This is a genomic window from Pseudoalteromonas sp. GutCa3, from assembly GCF_002836155.1.
In the GTDB taxonomy this organism is placed as follows: Bacteria; Pseudomonadota; Gammaproteobacteria; order Enterobacterales; family Alteromonadaceae; genus Pseudoalteromonas; species Pseudoalteromonas arctica.
The window spans coordinates 129,862-155,111 of the sequence record NZ_PJBK01000067.1 but is presented as its reverse complement, the minus strand read 5'-3'; the positions used below and the strand labels follow the sequence as shown (position 1 = coordinate 155,111).

General features: G+C 39.1%; 19 protein-coding genes. 12 read left to right on the top strand and 7 right to left on the bottom strand.

Features of this window, described 5'->3' with window-relative positions; genetic code table 11:
- Positions 1-273: 273 nt before the first annotated feature.
- Positions 274-579, bottom strand: a complete 306-nt coding sequence (locus CXF64_RS10635) for a hypothetical protein (RefSeq protein ID WP_007580773.1) — start codon at positions 577-579, stop codon at positions 274-276.
- Complete coding sequence (locus CXF64_RS10630; RefSeq protein ID WP_101216982.1) at positions 579-836, bottom strand: DUF3081 domain-containing protein; 258 nt, start codon at positions 834-836, stop codon at positions 579-581. Before CXF64_RS10630 ends, CXF64_RS10635 begins: the two co-directional genes overlap by 1 nt.
- 146 nt (positions 837-982) lie before the next feature.
- Between CXF64_RS10630 and CXF64_RS10625 the strand changes: the two genes are divergently transcribed.
- Positions 983-2,263: a flavohemoglobin expression-modulating QEGLA motif protein gene (locus CXF64_RS10625; RefSeq protein WP_101216981.1), complete on the top strand. Its 1,281-nt coding sequence runs from the start codon at positions 983-985 to the stop codon at positions 2,261-2,263.
- Positions 2,264-2,334: 71 nt separating this feature from the next.
- Here CXF64_RS10625 and CXF64_RS10620 read toward each other — a convergent pair whose 3' ends face one another.
- Genes CXF64_RS10620 through CXF64_RS10605 form a run of 4 tightly spaced genes read right to left on the bottom strand, consistent with a single transcriptional unit; the run spans position 2,335 to position 6,939 of the window.
- Entirely contained in the window at positions 2,335-3,138 is an 804-nt protein-coding gene (locus CXF64_RS10620) for a DUF1338 domain-containing protein (protein ID WP_007580767.1), read from the bottom strand.
- Between the two features lie 36 nt (positions 3,139-3,174).
- On the bottom strand, positions 3,175-4,641 hold the full coding sequence (gene astD, locus CXF64_RS10615) for a succinylglutamate-semialdehyde dehydrogenase (RefSeq protein WP_101216980.1): 1,467 nt from the start codon (positions 4,639-4,641) through the stop codon (positions 3,175-3,177).
- Positions 4,642-4,648: 7 nt separating this feature from the next.
- Positions 4,649-5,683: an arginine N-succinyltransferase gene (gene astA / locus CXF64_RS10610; protein WP_007580762.1), complete on the bottom strand. Its 1,035-nt coding sequence runs from the start codon at positions 5,681-5,683 to the stop codon at positions 4,649-4,651.
- Positions 5,684-5,733: 50 nt separating this feature from the next.
- A complete protein-coding gene (locus tag CXF64_RS10605) occupies positions 5,734-6,939 on the bottom strand; it encodes an aspartate aminotransferase family protein (protein ID WP_101216979.1) in 1,206 nt (401 codons plus the stop codon).
- A 194-nt stretch (positions 6,940-7,133) separates the two neighbouring features.
- On the opposite strand from CXF64_RS10605, the gene CXF64_RS10600 reads away from it, so the two are divergent.
- Both CXF64_RS10600 and CXF64_RS10595 read left to right on the top strand, forming a co-directional pair.
- Positions 7,134-7,562, top strand: coding sequence for an Lrp/AsnC family transcriptional regulator (locus tag CXF64_RS10600; protein ID WP_002958609.1), 429 nt, complete (start codon positions 7,134-7,136; stop codon positions 7,560-7,562).
- A 609-nt stretch (positions 7,563-8,171) separates the two neighbouring features.
- A complete protein-coding gene (locus tag CXF64_RS10595) occupies positions 8,172-9,341 on the top strand; it encodes a cache domain-containing protein (RefSeq protein ID WP_101216978.1) in 1,170 nt (389 codons plus the stop codon).
- A gap of 59 nt (positions 9,342-9,400) precedes the next feature.
- Here the strand turns inward: CXF64_RS10595 and CXF64_RS10590 are convergent, their stop codons facing one another.
- The gene (locus tag CXF64_RS10590; RefSeq protein ID WP_101216977.1) at positions 9,401-10,333 is read right to left on the bottom strand and encodes a hypothetical protein; all 933 of its coding nucleotides are present in this window, start codon (positions 10,331-10,333) and stop codon (positions 9,401-9,403) included.
- Positions 10,334-10,716: 383 nt separating this feature from the next.
- On the opposite strand from CXF64_RS10590, the gene CXF64_RS10585 reads away from it, so the two are divergent.
- The 9 genes from CXF64_RS10585 (at position 10,717) to CXF64_RS10545 (ending at position 25,188) form a co-directional block, all read left to right on the top strand.
- Positions 10,717-11,019, top strand: coding sequence for an isoamylase early set domain-containing protein (locus CXF64_RS10585; protein ID WP_007580752.1), 303 nt, complete (start codon positions 10,717-10,719; stop codon positions 11,017-11,019).
- Positions 11,020-11,028: 9 nt separating this feature from the next.
- Entirely contained in the window at positions 11,029-13,023 is a 1,995-nt protein-coding gene (malQ, locus tag CXF64_RS10580) for a 4-alpha-glucanotransferase (protein WP_101216976.1), read from the top strand.
- Positions 13,024-15,264: a 1,4-alpha-glucan branching protein GlgB gene (gene glgB / locus CXF64_RS10575; protein ID WP_101216975.1), complete on the top strand. Its 2,241-nt coding sequence runs from the start codon at positions 13,024-13,026 to the stop codon at positions 15,262-15,264.
- Positions 15,257-17,320, top strand: coding sequence for a glycogen debranching protein GlgX (glgX, locus tag CXF64_RS10570; protein ID WP_101216974.1), 2,064 nt, complete (start codon positions 15,257-15,259; stop codon positions 17,318-17,320). The genes glgB and glgX overlap by 8 nt, the downstream gene beginning before the upstream one ends.
- The gene (locus CXF64_RS10565; protein ID WP_101216973.1) at positions 17,313-19,850 is read left to right on the top strand and encodes a glycogen/starch/alpha-glucan phosphorylase; all 2,538 of its coding nucleotides are present in this window, start codon (positions 17,313-17,315) and stop codon (positions 19,848-19,850) included. The genes glgX and CXF64_RS10565 overlap by 8 nt, the downstream gene beginning before the upstream one ends.
- A 14-nt stretch (positions 19,851-19,864) precedes the next feature.
- Complete coding sequence (glgC, locus tag CXF64_RS10560) at positions 19,865-21,166, top strand: glucose-1-phosphate adenylyltransferase (RefSeq protein WP_002958601.1); 1,302 nt, start codon at positions 19,865-19,867, stop codon at positions 21,164-21,166.
- An 81-nt stretch (positions 21,167-21,247) separates the two neighbouring features.
- On the top strand, positions 21,248-22,783 hold the full coding sequence (locus CXF64_RS10555) for a glycogen synthase (RefSeq protein WP_101163453.1): 1,536 nt from the start codon (positions 21,248-21,250) through the stop codon (positions 22,781-22,783).
- An 89-nt stretch (positions 22,784-22,872) separates the two neighbouring features.
- Positions 22,873-24,087, top strand: coding sequence for an EAL and HDOD domain-containing protein (locus CXF64_RS10550; RefSeq protein ID WP_101216972.1), 1,215 nt, complete (start codon positions 22,873-22,875; stop codon positions 24,085-24,087).
- Positions 24,088-24,117: 30 nt separating this feature from the next.
- Positions 24,118-25,188 carry a DUF418 domain-containing protein gene (locus CXF64_RS10545; RefSeq protein ID WP_101217060.1) on the top strand — a complete coding sequence of 357 codons (1,071 nt, stop codon included), beginning with the start codon at positions 24,118-24,120 and terminating at the stop codon, positions 25,186-25,188.
- Positions 25,189-25,250: the final 62 nt, after the last annotated feature.

Genomic DNA, 25,250 nt, shown 5'->3' with positions numbered 1-25,250 from the left:
TGCGATAAAGAAGATAAGGTTTTATTTTGTTTTATTTTATTTAAAACAAAGGCTTGTGAATTTTATTTTGAAATTAAATAATAGTAATGATTTGTTTACAGCAATAAATGAATAAAATGATCAATAATCATTAGTGCAGTAATAGTTAGAGTACTAATAGTATTGATTTAATACAAAAGCGCACTAAACCTGCAATTGCTTAGTGCTCTAATAAATTTATATAGAGAGTAAACTTTGTGGTTTTATCGTTTTAAAGCGCTTGGTTTTGAAAGGTCAGGCATTATTAATAACGCCTTTAAAAAGTAGGGGGTAACGTCTTAGTCTATTGCCAATATAGTCATCAGCTAAAATTTGCTGGCAAATAAAGTCTATATCTTTACTTGCTTCAAAAACCCAATCAAAGCGCTCTATAGCCAGTAAAAAACCACGCTTTAAATGAGTTTGAGCACGGTACTGTTCTAAATTTTCTTGAATAATTGAGACTTTGCTTGGATCAGCTCTAAGCTCTTCTACTACTTGGTTTATAAAAGTAGTATTGAGCTTACTGGTAGGGCGGTGTCTGCGTTTTCGTGGTTGCATTAGCTCTCGTTTGCAATGTTATATAATTTTTTCAAAAAGTCGTCTTTATGCTTTTCATGTTCGTAGTCAAGGTGGTAAGTATTATGAAAACCAAAGCGCAGTTCAACGCCGCTACCCTGTAAATATATCGTATAGCCATCTACGTCTGAATAAGCTGTAACACCCTGATAATATTTACCTTCATTAGTCATTTCACCTTTTTGGATGATACGTTCATACACAGCCAAAATCTGTTTGTTATCGATTTCGTTTTTCATGTTTTATGCCCTTCCTTTAGTAACTCATACGATACAGATATGAGGGTCGATCATCTTAAAAACAATAGCTAAAAAAGTGTGATATTACTTTGTAATTTCGCTTTTTTAAATTATGCTCAAAACTCATTTATTGTTGAGCTTAGAGCATGATAGACAAGGCGTTACTACTAAAAACTCGTGAGTTATCGGATCAATTAATTGCATTGCAAACTCCAATTAGGATACTCGATGCTATTAATTGGGATAAACAAACTAAAGAGGAGTTTTTTAGACAGAAATGTCAAAAAAACCCACTCATCGATCGTGCATATTATCAACAGCGCGACCTTGGTTTTGTACCTAGCGAGTTACGCCAAGCATTTTCTACTTTGCACCGTAACATTATTAACCAATTGGGGCAGTTAAATCCGATTGCTCAATATATGGGAAAAATGTGCACCGAGTATAAAACGGTATTAAGTATGCTTGAGTATCGTGGAACGCCAGAGTTTCATGACTTATCGGTGGAGTTATTTGGTCACCCTAAAGACTTATTCCATGCTGGTGAGCCCTCACTTTCTGAGCTAGCTAATATGCTAGATAAACCGCTGCAAAATTTACTTATAGCCGACATACTGCCTGACGACCCTAAAAATATTGATGCTGTTGATGCTGTGCGTATTTTGTCTGAGCAAGTAAATGCCAGTATGACAGGGATAAACGTAGAGGTAATGCTTAGCGATGGTATTGTTAGTGATGCAGCCGCAGGTGCTAATAATATAAAGCTTAATCAAGATGTTAAGTTTTCTCAGCGTGAACTTGATATTTTAGAAGTTCACGAAGGGTGGATACACGTAGGTACCACTCAAAATGGTTTAGCACAGCCGTATTTAACATGTTTGAGTAAAGGCACGCCTAGCTCAACTATTACCCAAGAAGGCTTAGCAGTATTAACCGAAATTATTACTTTAAAATCGACACCAAGGCGTTTATCTAAATTAGTTAACCGTATTCAAGCGGTTACAAAGGTAATAGATGGCGCTGAATTTGTAGATATTTACCGTGACTATGTAGCGCAAGGTTTATCAAAAGATGACAGCTACACACTCGCGCAGCGTGTATTTAGAGGCAGTACGCCAACAGGCCTGCCTTTTACAAAAGATATTGCCTACATTAAAGGCTTTGTACTGGTTTATAACTTAATACGCGTTGCAATACAGCTTGGTCGAATCGATAGACTCCCTTTATTACTGGTAGGTAAAATATCGATAGATGATTTTAGATTAATATCGCAGCTTCATGATTTAGGTGTAATTGAGAGCCCGCAATTTGTGCCACCACACTTTAAAGACTTACGCGGTTTGGCAACTTGGTTGAGCTTTGGCCGCTTTATTGGCGATTTATCGTTTGAAAAGTTAGAAAACGATTATAAACCGTTATTTTTATAATTAATCAACATAACTTACCGACATAAAAAAAGCCCATAACGGGCTTTTTAAATAAAGTATTTTAGGTTTTGCTATCGAGCGTTGGTGCTTTCAAATATTTTGTCAGCTGAGGCTGCAACAAAACCAGTATAAAGCTCACCGTCGGCTTTAGGGTAACGAATAGCAAACTCATAAAAACAGCTAGGGATGCTCATATCACCGTCACTAAAGGTAACAGAGTATTCATCAGCAAGTGTTGACGATTGCTCTAGTAACACCTCTGGTGAGCCTTTAACTTCACCGCCTGACGTATTAAGCGAAAAGCCGGCGTCTTTTAGGGCTTGGTTAACATCATGAATGTTATCAAACTTAGCAAGCGTATTAATATTTACTGTAAAGTGATTGGCGCGGTAACCCCACGCCGACATCCACGCTGCATACTCGCTTTCAGCTAGCAGCTGCTTATAAGTATCGGTGCTTACTTGCCAATGCGTGCCTGAATACAAAAAGTTATCAGCTGTTACTGCGCTTTCATCAATTTTGTCAACCATGTCGGTTACGATGGCTTGTAACTCAGGCGAGCATTTTTCAACTAATAGCTCAGAAATAAACACTTTTGGCTGGTTAGGATCGCTATGCTCGTAGTGCTTTGCATAGAGTTTTTTAGCTTCAAAATGGTACTCACCACATTCTTTGTAACCAATAGCTAAAAAGTGAGCAGCGAGCTTTTCAAGACCCACTTTTTCAATATTAAACGTACGCAGCGCAATATGATCGTTAATAATGTCATCTTTTTGCGTTGACCCTAAAAGGTCATGAATTTTGTCTGCCGATGGTGTTACGTTTAAGTAGTTTTTCCAAAGGCTCTCAAATAATGTGTTTACATCAGTATGCATGTTAAATCCTTAAATCTAAAATTTTGGTTTTATTGCTTATTCAATTACCAAGCCTGGCGCTAGGGTTTGCGGTAAGCTCACTTTGTCTGACTCAACAGATGCCACAGGGTATGCACAATAATCGGCGGCATAATAGGCACTTGCTCTGTGATTACCACTGGCGCCTATGCCGCCAAATGGAGCCGCGCTAGAGGCACCCGTAATAGGGCGGTTCCAGTTAACAATACCTGCACGAATGCGCTTTAAGAAGTGAGTGTAATCATCTTCACTGTCGCTAAGTAAACCTGCAGATAAGCCAAAGCTTGTGTTGTTAGCTTCAATAATTGCGCTGTCAAAGTCGTTGTAACGATACACTTTAATAAGCGGTCCAAAATGCTCTTCATCTGGCATGTCGGTAATGTTTGTTACATCAATAATACCTGGGCTTACAAAACCGGTGCCTGATTTTAATTGCTTAAGTTCAACAAGGATTTGCGCGCCTTTTGACACTAATTCACTTTGCGCAGCGACCATACCCAGTGCTGCTTTTTCGCTTATCATTGCACCCATAAAAGGCTGCTCTGTAGCAAAACTGTCGTCTACAACTATGTTTTTAGTCGCGCTTATTAGCTTTTCTAAAATAGCATCGCCATTGAGCGATTTTTCAATAAATAAGCGGCGTGCACACGTACAGCGCTGACCTGAGGTAATAAAGCCTGATTGAATAATATCGTGCACAGCAGCGCTTACATCACTCACGTCTTTTACAATAAGAGGATTATTACCGCCCATTTCAAGTGCTAAAATTTTGCCAGGGTGCCCTGCAAATTGCTTATGTAGTAAGTGACCTGTGTTTGAGCTACCGGTAAAAAACAATCCATCTATATCTTTATGAGAAGCAAGCGCTTTGCCTGTTTCAATTTCACCTTGGACAAGGTTAATAACACCCGCTGGTAAGCCCGCTTTTAACCAAAGTGAGAGGGTGAATTCTGCAACGTGCGGTGTTAGTTCTGATGGCTTAAATACTACGGTGTTGCCTGCTAAAATTGCAGGAACAATATGCCCGTTTGGTAAATGCCCCGGAAAGTTATACGGGCCAAAAATAGCCACAACGCCATGCGGTTTGTGTCTAATAAACGCTTTAGCACCGGGCATTGGGTTTTCGGTTGTACCGGTACGCTCATGGTACGCTTTTACAGATATAGCTACTTTGCCTGTCATTGCGCCCACTTCGGTACGGGTTTCCCATAATGGCTTACCTGTTTCGCGTGCAATTATGGTCGCAAATTCTTCACTGTGTTCTTTTAATTGAGCTGCGAAGTTTTCAAGAATGGCTATACGCTCTTCAAGCGGCTTATCTGCCCATTGTACCTGTGCTGCTCTGGCTGCTTTTATAGCTGAATCTACTTGATCAGCGTTTGCGCCATTACCTTGCCATACCACATCGCCATTACTTGGATTGATTGACTCAAATGCTGGACCTTGCCCTGCATGCCACTGGTTATTAATTAGGTGTGTATTCATAAATAATTTACAGGCGGAAAAATCGCGCTGCATCTCCTTGACTTAAATTAAGTGCTTTAGCCACATCTTGGCTAATGACGAGAGTATGTTTTGCATGATTGTAATGTGCGTCTTTGGTAAATGTTGCTCTAAAGCCACTTACGCCTTGATTACATACAGCCAGCGTATCAGAGCTATTTTGTGATATGTGATCAAGCTCACCAATAGTAATAGGGCAAACTTGAGAGTCGCGAATGCTGCGAATATTACCAAGCTTTGCTTCAACCGTTGGGCCTGCGTCAAATAAGTCAACGTAGCCTCTGTGCTCAAAACCTTCTTTTTCTAATAATTTTAGCGCAGGTTTTGTTTTTTCATGCACATGCCCAATAACTGCTTGGGCTTTCTTGCTAAGCAAGTTCACATAAATAGGGTATTTAGGCATTAACTCGCTAATAAATACCTTATCGCCTAAGCCAACTAAGTGATCAGCTTCTGGAAATTCAATACTAAAAAAGTGCTCTTGCAGCCATTGCCAAAAAGGAGAATGGCCGTCTTCGTCGCTAACACCGCGCATTTCTGCGATAACAGTATCGGCAAAACGCTCGCTATGCTGAGCCATAAACAAAAAGCGTGAACGCGATAAAAATCGACCCGTTAAACCTTTACGGCTATTTTCGCGCAAAAATAATGTGCATATTTCAGAGCAACCTGTGTAGTCGTTACACATGCTTAAAATATCAACGGTGTTATATACATTTAAAGTAGGCGAGTGGTGTACTGTTTTACCTAAATGATAATGATATAAAGGCACCGATAAACCTACTGCGGCTTCTATAGCGGTTGTGCCAATAACGTCACCTGTTTCACTGTCCTCTAAAACAAATAAATAGCTTTCATCAAGTGGCTGGTTAATGTTTTTGGCAAAGCTTTTTTCAGCACGTTCAATTTTTTCTTTAAGCTGTGCATCGTCCACAGGTAAAGAGGTGAACCCATGACCGGACTCAATCGCTATTTGTTTAAGCGCGTCAAAATCATTGGCAGTAATAGGACGTAATACTTGCATTTATTGCTTGCTCCAATAGCACGCCAGTAGGCGTGCTAATTTAAACTATATTAACCGTTTACTACATCGCTAACGGCTTTTTCAAAGCGCGCTAAGCCTTCTTTAATATCTTCAAACGGGATAACTAAAGACGGTGTAAAGCGAATTACATTTATGCCCGCTACAAGGTTCATTAAACCATTATTAGCACTGGCTACTAAAAAGTCGCGTGCACGTCCTTCAAATTTGTCATTTAGTACTGCGCCAATTAATAAGCCTTTACCACGTACTTCGCTAAATACGTTGTATTTTTCGTTGATTGCGTTTAATCCGTCACGGAATAATTGCTCCCGCTCTTTAACACCGTTTAGTACGTCAGGTGTATTTACTGTATCAAATGCCGCTTCGGCTACCGCACAAGCAAGTGCGTTTCCGCCATAAGTAGAACCGTGAGTACCAATTTTTAAATGCTCAGCAATTGGTGTACGAGTGATCATAGCGCCAATTGGAAAACCACCACCCAATGCTTTTGCCGTTGTTAAAATGTCAGGAACAACGCCTAAACCTTCATAAGCGTATAAATCGCCTGTGCGACCAACACCCGTTTGTACTTCATCAAAAATAAGTAACGCGTTATGTTTAGTACAAAGTTCACGTACTTTTTTAGCAAATTCATCTGTTGGTGAAATAATACCGCCTTCACCTTGTAATGGTTCCATCATAACAGCACATGTTTTATCGCTGATCAGCGCTTCAAATGCTGCTATATCGTTAAAATCACAATGTACTATGTCAGCAGGTTTAGGACCAAAGCCGTCAGAATATGCAGCTTGCCCGCCCACAGTTACTGTAAAGAATGTGCGACCATGAAAACCTTTATTAAATGCAATAATTTGCGTTTTTTCAGCGCCATATACATCCAGTGCATAACGACGCGCTAGCTTAAGGGCTGCTTCGTTTGCTTCTGCGCCTGAGTTTGCAAAGTAAACTTTATCAGCGAATGTTGCTTCAACCATTTTTTGAGCTAAACGAAGTGCTGGCTCATTAGTCATAACATTTGATAAATGCCAAATTTTTTCGCCTTGCTCTTTTAATGCTTTAACTAATGCAGGATGACAGTGACCCAAACAGTTAACGGCAATACCACCAGCAAAATCGATAAACTCGTTATCATTTTGATCCCAAACGCGTGAACCTTCACCACGAACTGGAATGATTGCTGATGGATTATAGTTTGGTACCATTACGTCGTTAAATAAGTCTCTTGTTACTTGCATTTTTACACCTAAATTTAATGGGCTTAGATAAAAGATTAGTTGCTAACTCAAAGAAGAATATAGCCTTTATTCTTCAGCAAACACGTTATTATTTCTTGTAGAGGTCATTATCGAAGGTTAGCTATTAAAATTGCAGTGCTATTTTGTGAAAAATGATTAAAATAAAAGACAAAATAACGAAGAAAATAACCATTATGATAACTCCACAAGATGAAAAGCTACTTTCTGTACTAAAAACAAACGCTAGAGCGAGTATTTCTGATCTTGCTCGCATGCTTGACTTATCTCGTTCAACTGTACAAAGCCGTATGCTCAAACTAGAAGAAACGGGTGTAATTAAAGGCTATAGCGTTGATTATGGTGACGACTACCTCAGTAAAATGGTATCAGCTCATGTGTCTATAAAAGTAAGACAAAAATTAACAACTAAAACAAATATCGAGCTTAAGCAAATTGATGCAATTTCGCAGCTCTATGCCATAAGTGGTGAGTTTGATTTAATTGCTGTAGTACAGGCTCAAAATTTAGAGCAGCTTAGCCATTTACTAGACGATATAGGAAATCTGGATGGAGTCGAGCGCACAACATCTTCTGTTATTTTAGAAACTAAATTTAAGCGCTAGAGTCAGTGAGTTTTTTGTTTTAGTCGTTAAGTGAACACTCGGTATACTTTAGGTAAGTAATAAAAAGGCTAGGGTTTGTTGATCTTTCAAGGTTGAATTTTCAGTAGCCTGTTTAGTATTCAGGCAAGGCAGAGCCTATGCAGTGTAGTTATTCCCCATAAATGGGCGATAACGTAGCATTAATGCCAAACAGGCGCTGCTCAAAGGGTTCTTCCTAGGAGCTATTTACTCTTTGTTGCCTGCATGGATGCAGGTAAGGGGCGTGAGCAAGACGCGGAAGCTTTGCTCGGTTTTTACTTATTCTTACATGGATGTAAGCCATTAGAACAACGCAGGAGCAGTTATTGAGCCCACTAGGTTACAAATCTCGCGCCGCGATTAAATAGCGCCTAGTTTGAACGAATTTTAATCCTCAAAGATCAACAGACCCTAGATATAAATGCATTAATTTAAATATTTAAGTGTACTTTTTATAAGCTAATAGCAGTAGAACATAGATTTAAATATTGAAGCCATTGATAAGATACAAAATTTTGTAAGGAGAATTTATGCTTTTTTAATATGGATGACTATACTCATTTTAATTTGTACAATATTTAGTAATGGATTATGCCTGCATATTTTTTTACCCTCTTATTGGGTTTAACTGAGCCTCTTCAGTTTGGAACAAACTTACCCACCACTGCACCTGATAATGCAGTCAACCAAGTTGAGTGTATTTTATTTGAAATGGGAGCCCCTTTTCAGCTACAAACCTTGCCATGGTTACGCGCACGTCGAGAAGTAAAGTTAGACCGCTTAGATGGTTATTTCACAACTCACTTAATGCCTGAAATGAAGGCCTATGGGCGCATATCATCCCCCATCTTTTTAGAAAGCTGGTACTGGTTTACTCATCCAGAGAGCATTAATAAACCAAAAAATAAAATGCGTTATGGTGCAGTAAGAGGGAGCTACCAGGCTAATTGGTTTAAAACTCAGAATATTATTGCTGAGGTAGAAGTAAATTCATTAGAAGAAATAGTAAATGTTATGCACCATAAGCGGATTGATAGAATTCTACTTGATTTAGACGATTTTGAATTAGCAGCCTCTAAGCTAGGCATTAATGAAGATGAGTATCAAAGAGAATTTTTTAGGTATGTACCTTTGGGATTATTTGCTTCGCATTCACTTATTAAACGCTTCCCAAAATTTATGCAGCAGTTTGATGAAAATATAAATACTTGCGCGCAGGCTCCATTTTCACTATCAAAAAGTGAAGAAAAGCAAATACTTGATAGGTTGTCCAGTAGTGCTAAAACCTTACTAAACTTACCTAGTTTAGTAGAACAAGTTCAAATAAGTAATGAGTCTCCCTTAAGTGAATCTGAAATTAAAAGACTAGACCAGCTATGGATAAAAGAAAGTAAACAAGTAAAGCACCCTGATGGATTAGCTATGCTTAATTTACCGTTATCTAAAGTATTTAAAAAATGGCAATCTCAATTCAAAGGTGTTGTTACTGAGCTAATATTGACTGATAACCAAGGAAAAAACATCGCTATTAGTAAGCTAACCAGTGACTACTGGCAAGGAGATGAAAATAAGTTTACTAAAACATTTAAACAGTCAAAAGATTTTAACTTTGATAGCGTCACATATGATGCATCAACACATCATTTTCAAGTTCAGCTAAGTTTTCCTGTTTTAGATGATAATAATAGTCATATTGGAGTGTTGATTTTAGGTGTTGATGTAGAAAAAGCACTTCATTCGTCAAACGAAAAGAGTAATTAACTCATTACCTTTCACATAAGTTAGCTAAGCTTTAATGCTTTAGGTTAGCTAACTAGATGCTATGGAAGTGTTTTTTTTGAAATAGGTTTTTTTCTTATAACTTCTTTTTTGGCTTTATCAAGCTTTATAAAATAAGCATTACCGCCTATGCCTTTAAACTCTTCATCTGTAAATACAATCGTATTGTCATCAAAAAAGGTGACAGCTTCTTTTTGAGTAACTATCCCTAAGTCTATTTTTGATACATCACCAGAGAAAAACTTATCACCTTCAAAGTTTTCAAATAACCAAAGACTGGTTGAATCAAGTAAGACTAATTTTTTACGATCGGGGCTGAGCGCCGCAGAGGTTATCCAGCATAGTTTTTCAAGCGTGGTACACGTTTTAAAAGAGTCAATTAGCTCAGCATCAAAATTTGCTGCATGATCGCCCACTTTATACACTTTAGTAATACCATCGAAAGGTTCAGTGCGGTTTTTAGTAAATAAATATAAGTGACGACCTAGTGCTACAAATGCTTCTAAATCAAAATTTCGGTCGTTGGGTTTTATTGGACTGCCATCCATTTCAGGGTAGGTAAACTTAATTATTTCGGCTTGGGTTGTGTTTGTTTTTATATCTATTGGGTTTTCTATTTTATAAATAGTGAGCCATCTACGATCGTTTTTGTTATTACCAAAATCCCCTAAAAAAAAGTGCCCAAATTTGTTTTGGGTCATGTCTTCCCAATCAATATTTTTAGCGTTTTCAACCAAAATTTCTTTGGCAATAGAACCATCTTTGTTAAGGCGGTAAAGCTTGGGTTCATTGCCTCCGTCGTTAATAGCCCATAGACGTTTTTGTTTATCAAATTCAATACCTGAGATTTCTTTTAATTTAGGATCAACTGAGATTTCTTTTTTACTATAAAGGGTATAGATTGAAGAACCAACAAGTGTGGCTATTATTAAAAAGATGATGGCTATAGTTATTAAAATGCTTTTTTTCAACATGAAAATTATGATATTTCAGAGTATTAAGATGCTGTGTATTATCGCTGATGAAAGTACAGAACAAAAGAATTTTATAAATTTAGGCAATACTTTTGGATTATTTAACTTTAAATTCGATTAAATAAATAATATGTGATGTACGCTTAGTTGGTTCAAATATTGCTCTGTACTACTGAGCTTTTTAAAAAAGATTGTTTATATACTAACCGCACTTTTTAAGTGCAGAAAAAATGAATTGTTGCACTGTAATAATGCGTAAATAAAGTTTTGGTTAACTTACAACGTGTTTAATGATTTTGAATGGAATCCACATCGCCTTTTTGTTTAGTTGTATGGCCTGTGGCAAAGATTAAGTACCCTTTTTGGTTTAGTTGGAGCCTGCTATGTTGAATAAACGTTTTTTTAAAACAAAAGATGAAGCTGAAGTAACCTTTGAATTTTCTCACCCAGAGGCTGAAGAAGTTTGCTTATTAGGCGAATTTAATGATTGGCAACCTGTGCCAATGAAGCTTAATAAAAAACAAGGTGTGTTTAAATTTAAACAACGCTTACCTATCGATCAACAATTTCACTTTCGTTATTTAATAAATGGAGACATTTGGGATAACGACCACCAAGCTGATGGTTATATTGGCAATACATTTGGCACAGAAAACAGCATAGTAAATACTCAACGCATTAATTAAGGCGATTCAATGGATGCTCTTTCGCAGTTGTTTTACCTGCATGGTATTGGCTTTGAATTCACTAAGTATACAGGTGAACAGGTGTTTTTTAGCGAAGACACGCGTAAACGTGCTTTGCAATGTTGCGGTGTTGATACAAATAACGAAGCCGAAATAACTCAACTAACTTATGATTTAGATGCATCGCTTTGGCTGGATTTAGTACCCAGTGTGAGTTTGGTTGACCAAAAAAAATGCGCTTTAAAGCTTCGTATAGACGAACGTCAGCAGTATTTAGCCGCCAACATTAATGTCCCTTCTCTTGGGATTAATATAGCGGTTGAGAACCTTTATAATTTGGCAGTTACAGGTGAATATTACTTACATGGCGTTCGCTATATTGAGCTGGCACTACCCATAGAAACTATGCCAATTGGCTATCATGACGCTAATGTTCAGGTAGGTGAGCAACACGCTATTACACAAATTTGGTGCGTGCCTGAGCAAGTCTATCAAGTTGAAGACACAAAGCGCACAGGGTTATCTATTCAGCTTTACACATTAAAAAATAAAGCGCATTTAGGTATTGGCGACTTTGACGATTTACTAACGCTTACAAAATTATGCAGCTCGCAAAATATGGATTACATATTACTTAATCCACTGCATTTGTTATTTGCTGATATGCCAGAGCGTGCAAGCCCTTATAGCCCTAGTAGTCGGGCTTTATTAAACCCTCTTTATATTTCTATAGTATTAAGCGAAGACGCACAAAATAACACAGTTCTGCATGACCTCATGCAACGAGACGATGTAATTACACTTATAAAAAGTAATGATCAATTTATAGATTATGAAAATGTAAGCCATATAAAGTATGCGTTATTTGAAGCGCTTTATAATCAGTTTGAATTAACGGCAAGTGATGAGCGTCGCCAAGCGTTTACTGATTTTTGTAATACTCATTCAACTACGTTAAATACCCTCGAATCAGATAACTTAACATTTGATTATTACCTGCAGTGGCAAGCGCATACGCAATTGGCACTGTGTCAACAAAGTTGTGCAGAGCGAGGTATGGCTATTGGCTTAATCAATGATTTAGCTGTTGGTTGTGCGGGTGATGGGGCCGAGTTTAAAAATCAAAAGCCACTGTTTAGCCAAGGTGCAAGTGTAGGTGCTCCACCAGATCCATGGGCCGAAGCTGGCCAAAACTGGGGGCTTCCAGCACTAAATCCTCAAAGTCTTAGTAATAATCACTACCAATTCTATCGCTCGCTCATTCGCGCAAACATGCAAAATGTAGGTGGACTTAGAATTGACCACGTAATGGCTATTAGGCGCCTATGGTGGTGCTTTGAAAGCAATGGTGAACAAGATGGCTGTTATGTTTACTACCCGTTTGAGCACTTACTCGCCATTTTAAAAATTGAATCACATATTAATCAGAGTATTGTTATTGGAGAAGATTTAGGCGTTGTGCCGCCAGAGGTAAGGCAGGCTTTGGCATCTAGCGGTATTTTTTCTAACAGCTTATTTTATTTTGAAAAACAACACAGTGGTGAGTTTTTATCGACAGATGAGCTAGCAGCACAGTGTTTGTTAATGATAGCCAATCATGATGTACCGCCTTTTACAGGTTGGTGGCAGCATGCTGATTTAAATATTAAGCAACAATACAAGCTTATAACTTGCAGTGAATACGAGCAATTAAAGCAACAACGAGTAGAAGAGCAGCATAGGATACTACGATTTATTAATCGCCATACCAATACAACCGAGCTTTTATTACATAGTAATTCAGTCGAAGTATATAACGCACTTGCATTGTGTTTGGCAGGTTCTCAATCGCGTCTATTTGCAATTCAAATAGATGATTTAGATGAGCAGAAATATCCGGTTAATATCCCCGGGACAGATAAAGAATATCCTAATTGGCGACGTGTATTAACGCATACCAGTGAAAAAATATTTACTAAAAATGGCTCACTTTTAGCTGCTATCGATTCAATAAGGAAAAGTTAAATGAGCAGTACAATTAATAAAAAATCGTCAGCACAGGACAGCTCAGTACATGAAAATAGCTATGATGCACAAGTACATGCATTAAATACAGGACGATTTAAAGACCCATTTAGCTTTTTAGGGGCACATAAAACAGATGCCGAAGTTGAAATCCGTCTTTACTTACCAACTGCATTAAACGTAAGCGTTACATTAAATAATAAAAACATTGAAGCGCAACGCTACCAACAAAGTGACTTATTTATAGTCAAAGTTGATGCGCTGCCCACTGCGCCTTATCAATGCATTGCTCAGTACACAAATAGCAGCGTTACCTTTTATGATGAATACAGCTTTGAAAGCACACTTGATGCAGAGGCAATGTATTTATTTAACGAAGGCAGCCTTGAACATGCGTACTCTCATTTTGGTGCACATTTTAGCACTCAACAATATGTAGAGGGTGTGCGCTTTTGTGTATGGGCGCCTAATGCTGCAAGTGTCTCTATTATTGGTGAGTTTAATTTTTGGCAAGCTAATCGCCACTTTATGCGTTTTCATCCTGCAAGTGGTGTATGGGAGTTATTCGTACCAGGCCTTAAAGCCGACATGTGCTACAAATTTGCAATTACCGCCCAAAGTGGAGAAGTACTCGAGAAAGCCGACCCCTATGCATTTAAAATGCAACAAGCACCGGGTACTGCAAGTGTACTGCAGTATAAACCAGAGCCTATAACGCTCGGCGCTCAGGCACTTCAAAACAGACAAAAGCGTAATCATATTGATGCGCCAATTAGTATTTATGAAGTGCATTTAGGCTCATGGCAACGCGCTGAAAACAACCGCTATTTAAGTTACACAGAGCTTGCTGACAAACTGGTTAGCTACGCCCTTGAAATGAATTTTACCCATCTGCAACTTATGCCAATAAGTGAATACCCGTTTGATGGTTCGTGGGGGTATCAGCCTGTTGGTTTATTTGCACCTACCAGCCGTTTTGGCGATTACAACAGCTTTAAATACTTTGTTGAGCAATGCCACAAAGCTAATTTAGGTATTTTACTTGATTGGGTGCCTGGACATTTTCCAAGCGATCCGCATGGCTTACATCGATTCGATGGCACCCATTTATATGAGCATGCCGATAAGCGCCAAGGTTTTCACCCTGATTGGAATACCTACATTTATAACTACGACCGCCCTGAAGTTAAAAGCTTTTTGATTTCAAATGCTATGTATTGGTTACATCAATTTGGTTTAGATGGTCTGCGTGTAGATGCCGTAGCCTCTATGTTGTATTTAGATTACAGCCGAAAAGAAGGCGAGTGGATTGCTAATTGTTATGGCGGGCGCGAAAACTTAGGTGCAATTGAGTGCCTAAAGCAAGTCAATATGCGCAGCTATAAAAACAACCCAGGCATTATGATGGTGGCTGAGGAGTCAACAGCGTGGCCGGGTGTCACCCAAAGTGTTGAGCACAACGGCTTAGGCTTTGGCTATAAGTGGAATATGGGTTGGATGAACGATAGTTTGCATTACATGCAGCACGACCCTTTATACCGTCAGCATCATCATCATGAAATGACATTTTCGATGGTATACGCTTTTAGCGAAAACTATATATTGCCATTAAGCCACGATGAAGTAGTACACGGTAAAGGATCGTTAATTGAAAAAATGCCAGGCGATGATTGGCAGAAATTTGCAAATTTACGCGCTTACTACGCATTTATGTGGGCACACCCGGGTAAAAAACTCTTGTTTATGGGCGGTGAAATTGCACAGCGAAAAGAGTGGGGACACGATCATTCTATCGATTGGCATTTACTTGAGCACCAAAGCCACAGCGGTATAAAGCACACCGTAAAAGCGCTCAATACCGTTTATAAAAACCAACCCGCGTTGTATGAGTTAGATTCGAGCGCGGCTGGTTTTACCTGGATAGATAACAATAATAATCAGCAGAGCATTTTAAGCTTTGTTCGCTATGCTAAAAACGCAAAAGACTTTGTGGTTGTTATTGCTAATTTTACCCCCGCGTCATATGAAAACTACGTTATTGGCGTACCGAGTAAAGGGCGTTATAAAGTTGTTTTAAATACAGACGATACTCAGTTTTTTGGCTCTGGCGTTGAAGTAACTAAAGATTCATCGCAGATAGTTCAGGCAATAAATGAATCAAATCATGGCTTTAAACACAGTATTTCAATTGCCATTGGTGGCTTAACAACTATTTACTTACAAAAGGTTGATGATGAGTAACCAATTTGATGTAGCCCCCGGTAATGTAGAACCGCTAGGTTCTAGTGTTATTAATAATGGGGTTAACTTCGCGCTTTATGCGCCAGGTGCAAGCCAAGCCTATGTGTGTTTGTTTGATAAAAGTGGCCATTCAGAAATTCTAAAAATGGCGATGAATATTAACGAAGGGGGTATTTGGAGTATTCATATTTCGCCATTAAGCGCCGGCGCACTTTATGGCTTTAGAGTTGAGGGTGAATATAACCCTAAAAATGGTCAACTATTTAACGAAAATAAACTACTGATAGACCCATACGCAAAAGACTTGTTTGGTGAGTTTACATGGAGCGAACGCCATTATGGGCAAATGCCAATTGGCACTAAAAGCACCGTAAATAATGCGATTGATATACCTAAGTCAAAAGTAGCACCCCCTACGTTGTATGCGCATAAAAAGCCAAACCACCGTTGGTCAAACACGGTTATTTACGAGTGCCATGTTAAAGGCACAACGTGTCGTCATCCTAAAATACCTAAATCTCTACAAGGAAAGTTTTTAGGGTTAAGCCACCCAAGCTTTATTGAGCATTTACAGAGCTTTGGCATTACAGCAGTTGAGCTTTTACCTGTTCATTCTTTTATTAGTGAGCAATTTTTAACAGGAAAAGGGCTGCAAAACTATTGGGGTTATAACACGCTTAACTTTTTTACCCCCCATAAAGACTATTTAGTAAACGACGATATAAACGAGTTTAAGCAAATGGTGCGCGAGCTTCATGCTGCCGACATAGAAGTTATTTTAGATGTTGTCTATAACCATACCGCAGAGGCGGGGGCCGATGGCCCTATATTATCGCTAAGAGGCTTTGATAACTTAGCGTATTACCGCACAGTAGAGGGTCAGCCTAATGTATATATAAACGATACCGGCTGTGGAAATACCATAAATATTGATCACCCTAAAACGCTGCAACTTGTACTTGATAGCCTTCGTTATTGGGTTGAGGTAATGGGAGTTGATGGTTTTAGGTTTGATTTAGCGACCATTTTAGGGCGCTCAAAAGCAGGCTTTAGCTCTGCACATACTTTTTTACAAGCAGTAGCCCAAGACCCTGTGCTGAATAAGGTTAAGCTAATAAGTGAGCCTTGGGATATAGGTCCTGGTGGCTATCAGCTTGGGGCATTTCCGCCGCCATGGCGAGAATGGAACGATCAATACCGCGATGTAATTAGACGTTTTTGGCAAAGTGAAACGGGCATTATTGCCAACGTTGCAAAACGTTTGCATGGATCGTTTGATATTTTTGAGCATAGCCAACGTGGACCACTTAATAGCATTAACTTTATAACGAGTCATGATGGTTTCACGCTTGCCGATTTAGTGAGTTATGAAGAAAAGCATAACGAAGCCAATGGTGAGCAAAACAGAGATGGGCACAGTGCAAATCACTCGTTCAACTGTGGAGTAGAAGGCTTTACCAGTGACTCAAAAATAAACGTACTGCGTTTGCAACAACAAAAGAACTTTTTACTTACTTTAATACTCTCAAAAGGTGTACCCATGATTGCCGCTGGCAGCGAAATGGCGCACTCTCAAGGGGGTAATAACAATGCTTATTGCCAAAATAATCGCACTAGCTGGCTTGCCTGGAAAGATTCTCAACTTAATCATTCGCTAACACGATTTATTGATGATGCTTTAAAAATTAGACGCGCGCACAGCGCGTTCAAACACAGTGTATTTTTAGATGATATAGACGAGCGTTTTACCGTTAAGTGGTTTACTGAACAAGGTAAAACCATGACCGACGCTCATTGGCATGAAGATACCAGACAGTTTTTAATGTATAGCTTACTTGATAAGCAAAATAATCATGCATTACTGATGGTATTTAATGCCAGTAAAAAAACAGTTTTTTGCCAAATGCCGCCTTCGCCTATTAATGCGCCGTGGCAAATGGTTTTATCAAGTGTAAATAATGCATCTGTGAGTAGTAATGAAGATGCGATGGTTGAAATTTCAGCACAAAGTAGTTGGGTTTTTAGTGCTAATTTAGAGGATGTAAGTCATGGCTAAACAAAGTGAACAAGTGTGTGTAGTAAAGGGCTGGCAAGAAGGTCCTGTTATAGATGAAAGTACGCTTAAAGATGACTTAACACGGCATTTTTATTATACCCTAGGTCGCGATAAGGTCGGCGAATCAAGACTGTATTTATACCATGCTTTAGCGCTGACTATTCGCGACAGACTTGTTGCCCGCTGCAGAGAAACGAATCAACAAATTAAGCAAGAGAAACGCCGTAAAACGGCTTACCTTTCTCTTGAATTTTTAATGGGACGTGCGCTAGGTAATGCAATACTAAACCTAGATTTAGACGACCAAGTTGCTGCTGCATTACAAGAATACTGCACAACAGTAGAAACGCTTGAAGATGCCGAGCACGACGCAGGTTTAGGTAACGGTGGTTTAGGCCGCCTAGCTGCCTGCTTTTTAGATAGCTGTGCAAGTCTAGCGTTACCTGTCATTGGTTATGGCCTTCGTTACGAATACGGGATGTTTAACCAATCAATTAAAGATGGTAACCAAATTGAGCAACCAGATAACTGGCTGCGCGAAGGGCACCCATGGGAGCTAAGCGCGCCAGAGCATGCAAAACGTGTGAAATTTGGCGGCTACGTGCAAAGTTACACAGATAAATTCGGCCGAGAGCATCGTCAATGGATGAGTTCACAAGATGTATTAGCTGTACCTTACGATGTACCTGTCCCAGGTTATAAAAACAATATTGTAAATACGCTACGCTTATGGAAATCAGAAGCGACAGATGAATTTAATTTGACCGAATTTAATGCAGGCAGTTACTCAGAAGCCGTCGCACAAAAAAACCTAGCTGAACAAATTACCATGGTGCTGTATCCAAACGACAGCAGCGAAAATGGTAAAGAGCTTAGATTGCGCCAACAATACTTTTTATCATCTGCGAGTATTCAAGACGTAGTTGATCAGTGGGTTTCCCAACATGGCGAGAACTTTAGCGACTTTGCTGATTTTCATGTTTTTCAGTTAAACGACACGCACCCAAGTATTGCTGTTGCAGAGCTGATGCGTATTTTAATTGATGATTACGAACTTGATTGGAACGATGCTTGGCAAATCACTACTAAAACAATGGCCTACACAAACCATACGCTACTTCCTGAAGCGCTTGAAAAGTGGTCTGTTTCGTTGTTTTCAAAATTATTACCACGCATTTTAGAAATAGTTTACGAGATAAACGCACGCTTTTTAGCACAAGTTGCACAGCAATGGCCGGGTGATGTTAATAAACAGCGTGCATTGTCGTTGATTGAAGAGGGCGATGAGCCGCAAATTCGTATGGCTTACTTAGCCATTGTAGGGAGTTACTCTGTAAATGGCGTAGCAGCACTGCATACCGAACTGTTAAAAGCGGGTTTATTTAAAGAGTTTTACGCACTGTGGCCAGATAAGTTTAATAACAAAACAAATGGTGTTACCCCAAGACGTTGGCTTGCACATTGTAATCCCGTTTTAAGTAAATTAATCAGCGAAAAAATTGGTCATGACTGGGTTAAAAACTTTTCAACAATTAGCGACCTACGTCGCTTTTACGACGACAAAGCATTTCATGAGCAATGGCAAAATGCTAAACGCGAAAACAAACAGCGTTTAGTTGATTTAGTTAAGGCGCGCTGCGATGTTGATTTTGACGTATCGATGATGTTTGACGTACAAGTAAAACGTATTCACGAATACAAACGTCAGCTATTAAACATACTTCATGTGATTCATTTATATGACCGTATTCGCCGTGGTGATACCCAAGGCCTTGTTCCTCGCTGTGTTTTATTAGGTGGTAAAGCAGCACCGGGTTATTACATGGCTAAAAAAATTATTAAGCTTATTAATAACGTGGCAGAGGTTATAAATAAAGATCCGTTAGCAGCCCCGTATTTACGCGTCGCCTTTTTACCTAATTACAACGTAACCGCTATGGAAGTGATTTGTCCTGCAACCGATTTGTCAGAGCAAGTATCTACCGCAGGCAAAGAAGCGTCTGGTACTGGCAACATGAAGTTTATGATGAATGGTGCATTGACGATCGGCACGCTGGATGGTGCAAACATTGAAATTAGAGACGCCGTTGGTGCAGACAACTTCTTTTTGTTTGGGGCACAAGCTCATCAAATTGATGATATTAAATCGCGTTACAATCCTGAGCATTTAATCGCGCAAAATAGCGATTTAAATAATGTAATGCAACTACTCGAAAGCGGCCATTTTAACTTGTTTGAACCATGCTTATTTGACGATATAACAAATGCAATTAAGAGCCCGCACGATCCATGGCTTGTTGCGCACGATTTTGAAAGTTATGTAGCAGCACAAAAAGAAGTTGATAAAGCTTACGCAGATCAAACCTACTGGACACAAATGAGTATTTTAAATACGGCAGCCAGTGGTATGTTTTCAAGTGACAGAACCATAAGCCAATACAGTGAAGATATTTGGCATTTAGAACCCCTCAATATTAGTGAAACAGACTTAACGACAACTAAAAGCCATGCCACTAACAGCCTAGACTAAATGGAGAGAGTATTATGCCTAATTATGCAAATCGCTACATAAGTAGCCTAACCAGAGAAACTTACGCGTTAATACTGGCAGGTGGTCGCGGTTCTCGCCTGCATGAGTTAACCGATTGGCGAGCAAAGCCAGCAGTTTACTTTGGTGGTAAGCATCGAATTATCGATTTTCCACTATCAAACTGCATTAACTCGGGTGTGAGACGCGTTGGTATTGCCACACAATATAAATCACATTCATTAATACGCCATGTAAACCGCGCGTGGGGGCACTTTAAAAAAGAGCTGGGTGAGTCGGTTGAAATACTACCTGCATCTCAGCGCCAAGGTGATGATTGGTACTGTGGAACCGCAGATGCTGTTTTTCAAAACATAGATATTATTCGTCACGAGCTTCCTAAATATGTGATGATTTTGTCTGGAGATCATGTGTACCGTATGGACTATGGTGCTTTATTGGCTGAACATGTGCAAAAGGGCGCAGATATGACAGTGTGTTGTATTGAAGTGCCCGTAGAGGAAGCCGCAGACACGTTTGGTGTAATGACCGTTGATGAAGAAAACAGAGTGTGTCGTTTTGATGAAAAACCAGCAATGCCGAGCTCCGTACCCGGCAAGCCAGGTACATGTTTAGCATCAATGGGGAATTACATTTTTAATACTGAATTTTTGTTTGAGCAACTTAAAAAAGATTCTGAGAATGAAGGCTCTGGCCGAGATTTTGGTCACGATATTATTCCAGCGATTATAGAAGAGCATAATGTATTTGCTTTCCCATTTAGAGATCCAAACCAAGAAGGGCAGCCTTATTGGCGCGATGTAGGTACGCTAGATTCGTTCTGGGAGGCTAATATGGAATTGGTAATGCCAGAACCACAACTCGATTTATACGACCCAACGTGGCCAATATGGACATATCAAGAGCAACTACCACCTGCTAAGTTTATTTTTGATGACGAAGATAGGCGCGGTATGGCCTTGGACTCAACCGTGTCGGGTGGGTGTATTATTTCGGGCTCTGCGGTTAGAAAGTCACTCTTGTTTTCTAATGTCCACGTTCGCTCATTTTGTACTATTGAGCAGTCGGTAATTTTACCCGGTGCGGTTATAAATCGAGGTTGTAAAATTAAGCGTGCGATTATAGATAGAAGCTGTGAAATACCTGCAGGTCTCGAAATCGGTTTTGACAAAAAAACAGATGAAGAAAACGGCTTTAGGGTATCTAAGAAAGGCATCGTTCTTGTTACTCGTGATATGCTCACTGAGCTTGCAAAAAAGTTAGAGCGCCAAGCGCGTGAGAATAAAAAGCTAGCGTAAAACACGTTAAATATTAAGCACGACAACAAAGCTTGCTCATTCATGAGCAAGCCCACACAGGTTAAAGGAAGTAGTAAATTAATGCATGTATTAATGGTTGCAGCAGAAAATGACGCGTTACCAGGCGCGAAAGTAGGCGGTGTGGCAGATGTAGTACGCGATGCCCCAAGGGCGCTCGTAAAGCAAGGTATAACGGTTGACGTTGTTATTCCTGACTACGGGTTTGAGCCTCTTGAGCGTATTTATATAGGTGAAGTAACCGTTGCATTTAATGCTCAACCCCATGTATTAAAAGTTTTTGAAGTACAACAAGCCCAAAATAATGTAAGCCAAATTGTTATTAGCCACCCGCTATTTAGTGAGTCAGGCAGTGTATATTGTAACGATGCACCAGGGCGACCTTTTGCTACCGACGCGACAAAATTTGCTTTATTTAATGCAGCCGTCTGCGAAGCATTATTACAAGGTGTATTAAAGCGCCCTACAGCGCTACATTTACATGATTGGCACAGCGCTTGTGTTGCAGTTTTACTCAAATTTGAGCCCCGTTATAGCTCACTTAACACTTTACCCATTGCCTACACAGTGCACAATATTGCACTGCAAGGTATAAGACCATTTAAGCATGATGATTCAAGCTTAGAGGCATGGTTTCCGTCACTTAGTTATAATGGCCAGCAACTATGTGACCCGCGTTATCCACATTGCTTTAACCCTATGCGCAGTGCAATAAATCTGTGCGATAAAGTACATGTTGTATCACCAACCTACAGCCAAGAGGTTCTTGAACCTAGTAATTACGAGCATGGTTTTTTTGGTGGCGAAGGGCTTGAGCAAGATCTGCAAAATGCAGCAAGCCAAGGTAAGCTTGTCGGTATTTTAAATGGCTGCGAATATCCAAGCAATGCACTTGAAGGAGCAACTCTCGCCGATTTTTATAGCCAAGCCGAGAACACTTTATTTACTTGGATGGCAAATAGCGAGCAGTTACAAAGCGGTTACTATATTGCCCACCAACGACTACAGCAATTTAAAGCAACGGTTAATAATGGCCCATTAGTTACAAGCGTTGGCCGACTTACAGAGCAAAAAGTGTTGTTATTGTGCCAGCAGGTTAATGAGGCTTTAGCTATTGATAAAGTGTGCCAAGTTATTAATGAATATAACGGCAGACTCATTGTTTTAGGTTCGGGTGACAAAGAACTCGAAAGCATATTTACCAAAGCAATGGCGCGTAATTCTAATCTTTTATTTTTGAAGGGCTATGGTCAAGGTGTTGGCGATTTAATGTATCAACTAGGTGACTTATTTTTAATGCCAAGTTCGTTTGAACCTTGTGGTATTAGCCAAATGCTAGCAATGCGTGCCGGGCAACCCTGTTTAGTTCACAGTGTTGGCGGATTAAAAGATACAGTTAAACATCATGAAAATGGTTTTAGCTTTAATGGCGACACGTTAGCAACACAAACGAGTAATTTAATTAGCTGTTTAGACGAAACTCTCTTAATTAAAAAGCAAAATCCTAAAAAGTGGCATAAAATTAAGCACAGCGCAGAGCAAATGCGTTTTTCGTGGCCACAAGTGGCAACTGATTATATAACAACCTTATACCGGTAAATCGTTGCTGTACTTTAAAGTTTAGTGACAAATGTACCTGCTTAGGGTTTAATTACTTAGTATTATATAAAAACTAAGAAGTAGGTAATGTGTCTGTATTTGTTGCAAGGCAAGCAATATTCAATCGAAGTAAAAAAGTAGTAGCCTATGAGCTACTTTTTCGTGATAGTCCAAAAAATTATTTTCCAGATATTGCAGAAGGCCAAGCAACAGCAAGGCTTATTATGGAAAATCAATTAAATTTAGGTACACGCCATATTACATCAGGCAAAAAAGCACTTATTAATATAGGGCCTGAATCATTAAAACTCGATTTATGTGCTTTTTTACCATGCCAAGATGTTGTTATTGAGTTGCTCGAAACCATTGAACCCACCGACGATAACTATGAACTGTGCCGAGGTTTATTTCATAGTAACTACAAACTCGCACTCGATGACTTTGTATATAAACCACAGTGGGATCGTTTTTTAAAGCTTGTGAAGCTCATTAAATTTGATATTGCAATTACACCTCTTAGCGAAATACAGCCCATAATTAAAAAGTTACAAACACATAAACAAATAAAAATACTAGCCGAAAAAATAGAAACACAAGAAGACTATAAGCTCGCCTTTGATATGGGGTTTGATTATTTTCAAGGCTATTTTTTTGCAAAACCTACCATGATCAAACAAAATGACATTGATTATAATTATGGTTTAGTCGTCGCTATTTACGCCGAAATAATGAAAAACAGTCCAGATATAAAAGCTATATCTGGACTGTTTGAGCTTGATGCTGCACTTGCATATAAATTACTGCGTTTAATTAACAGCGGTGTTTTTCCTATACAAAGCCAAATATCGTCATTAAAGCAAGCGCTTGTGTATTTAGGGCATGAACGCCTTAAAAAGTTTGTGAGCCTTATTGTTACTGCTCATACAGCGGGTAAAAAACCTGCAGAGCTAATGCAAGTGTGTGTTGTACGCGCGCGTTTTTGTGAGCTTTTGGCAAAAAATGTTGATAAAAGTCAGTCAGGCGAAGCATTTTTAACAGGGTTATTTTCACTGCTGGATGCAATCCTTGATCAACCAATGAGCTTGCTTGTTGAAAAACTACCTTTCCCTGATGAAATAAAAACGGCATTATTAGGGGATAAAAACACACTTTATTATATTTTAAACGTTGTTAAAGCATATGAAACAGGAAGCTGGTGGGCACTTGAACAAGCTGTACTTTTGCTAAATATAGACAGTGCTATACTTCCTCCACTTTACCAGCAGTCAGTCGATTGGGCTGACAGTTATAAGAATAATATTTAACGGATAATAGCTTTAATGCGCAATTATAATATGGACTTTATTCGCGGCGTTGCCGTGCTTGGCCTAGTTTACATGAATGCTTACGCCTTCGGCCTTTTTGAATACGGGTATACCTCTTTAACTAATCCTCCTGTTAGCGACTCAATTATTCACACCTTTAGCAGCGTGTTTGTAGACGGGCGTTTTAGAACACTGTTTAGTTTGCTTTTTGGTGCCGGGCTTTACATTCAGTGGCAACGTTATAAGTCTGAATTGCAGTTAAAAAGCAGACTTTATTGGTTAATCCTCTTTGGCTTAGCACATGGTTTTTTACTTTGGGCAGGTGATATTTTATTTGTTTACGGTGTATCTGGCTGGTTTGTTATTAAATATTTAGAGAGTGATAGCACTGTTCTTTTAAAAAGAGGACTTGAGTTTATTTTGTTATCGGGTGTAGCTACAGTGCTTATTGTATCTAACGTACCCGATGAAGTGATTTACCGCGATTCAGCACAGTTTATAGATTTATATAACCCACACTATATTGATTACTTTATTAGTAACCTCGCCATGAACACATTGATGCTTGTTATGGTGCCAATAATGACAATGTGGATGTGCGTGGGCCTTATGCTCATTGGCATTTATTTATATAAACAAGAGGTTTTTAGTAAAGGCTTAACTACTCAGCAATTAATAGTTTGCGGTGCAATGACCCTTGTTTTTTGTGGAATCAGGCTTTATGCATCACAGCTTAATGGCAGCTTAGGATATGGGGTGCAAGAATTTGTAAATATGTTTGCGGCCCTAGGTATGGCTACGCTATATATTCATTTAATTGTTAAATTTTGCAATAACAGGGCACACGTCGGCATGCTTATTCAACAAGCAGGGCGCTTAGCATTTACTTTATATATTAGCCAAACACTCATACAACTGTTGTTATATAAAGTGCTATTTACCCACTGGGTGCTCAGTTTTGATCGTATTGACTATTGGTTAGTTGCAACGGCATTAGTTGCGCTGCAGCTCATATTTACCTTTTTATACAGCCGCTATTTTAATCAAGGTCCGCTTGAATGTGTATGGCGTAAATTAACTAAAGTAAAAATTAGTGCTTAAACGCCTATAAATAGTAAATTAGGGGCGAAAAAATAGTGTGGGTGGTTTACACTACTCGCCTT

What these genes read in the sequence shown, in the direction of transcription:
- CXF64_RS10555 (WP_101163453.1), top strand. Translation starts at nt 21,248, where the DNA reads ATGCATGTATTAATGGTTGCAGCAGAAAATGACGCGTTACCAGGCGCG.
- CXF64_RS10620 (WP_007580767.1), bottom strand. Translation starts at nt 3,138, where the DNA reads ATGCATACTGATGTAAACACATTATTTGAGAGCCTTTGGAAAAACTAC.
- CXF64_RS10595 (WP_101216978.1), top strand. Translation starts at nt 8,172, where the DNA reads ATGCCTGCATATTTTTTTACCCTCTTATTGGGTTTAACTGAGCCTCTT.
- astA (WP_007580762.1), bottom strand. Translation starts at nt 5,683, where the DNA reads ATGCAAGTATTACGTCCTATTACTGCCAATGATTTTGACGCGCTTAAA.
- glgC (WP_002958601.1), top strand. Translation starts at nt 19,865, where the DNA reads ATGCCTAATTATGCAAATCGCTACATAAGTAGCCTAACCAGAGAAACT.
- glgX (WP_101216974.1), top strand. Translation starts at nt 15,257, where the DNA reads ATGAGTAACCAATTTGATGTAGCCCCCGGTAATGTAGAACCGCTAGGT.
- CXF64_RS10605 (WP_101216979.1), bottom strand. Translation starts at nt 6,939, where the DNA reads ATGCAAGTAACAAGAGACTTATTTAACGACGTAATGGTACCAAACTAT.
- CXF64_RS10545 (WP_101217060.1), top strand. Translation starts at nt 24,118, where the DNA reads ATGGACTTTATTCGCGGCGTTGCCGTGCTTGGCCTAGTTTACATGAAT.
- glgB (WP_101216975.1), top strand. Translation starts at nt 13,024, where the DNA reads ATGAGCAGTACAATTAATAAAAAATCGTCAGCACAGGACAGCTCAGTA.
- CXF64_RS10585 (WP_007580752.1), top strand. Translation starts at nt 10,717, where the DNA reads ATGTTGAATAAACGTTTTTTTAAAACAAAAGATGAAGCTGAAGTAACC.
- astD (WP_101216980.1), bottom strand. Translation starts at nt 4,641, where the DNA reads ATGAATACACACCTAATTAATAACCAGTGGCATGCAGGGCAAGGTCCA.
- CXF64_RS10590 (WP_101216977.1), bottom strand. Translation starts at nt 10,333, where the DNA reads ATGTTGAAAAAAAGCATTTTAATAACTATAGCCATCATCTTTTTAATA.
- CXF64_RS10635 (WP_007580773.1), bottom strand. Translation starts at nt 579, where the DNA reads ATGCAACCACGAAAACGCAGACACCGCCCTACCAGTAAGCTCAATACT.
- CXF64_RS10600 (WP_002958609.1), top strand. Translation starts at nt 7,134, where the DNA reads ATGATAACTCCACAAGATGAAAAGCTACTTTCTGTACTAAAAACAAAC.
- malQ (WP_101216976.1), top strand. Translation starts at nt 11,029, where the DNA reads ATGGATGCTCTTTCGCAGTTGTTTTACCTGCATGGTATTGGCTTTGAA.
- CXF64_RS10630 (WP_101216982.1), bottom strand. Translation starts at nt 836, where the DNA reads ATGAAAAACGAAATCGATAACAAACAGATTTTGGCTGTGTATGAACGT.
- CXF64_RS10565 (WP_101216973.1), top strand. Translation starts at nt 17,313, where the DNA reads ATGGCTAAACAAAGTGAACAAGTGTGTGTAGTAAAGGGCTGGCAAGAA.
- CXF64_RS10625 (WP_101216981.1), top strand. Translation starts at nt 983, where the DNA reads ATGATAGACAAGGCGTTACTACTAAAAACTCGTGAGTTATCGGATCAA.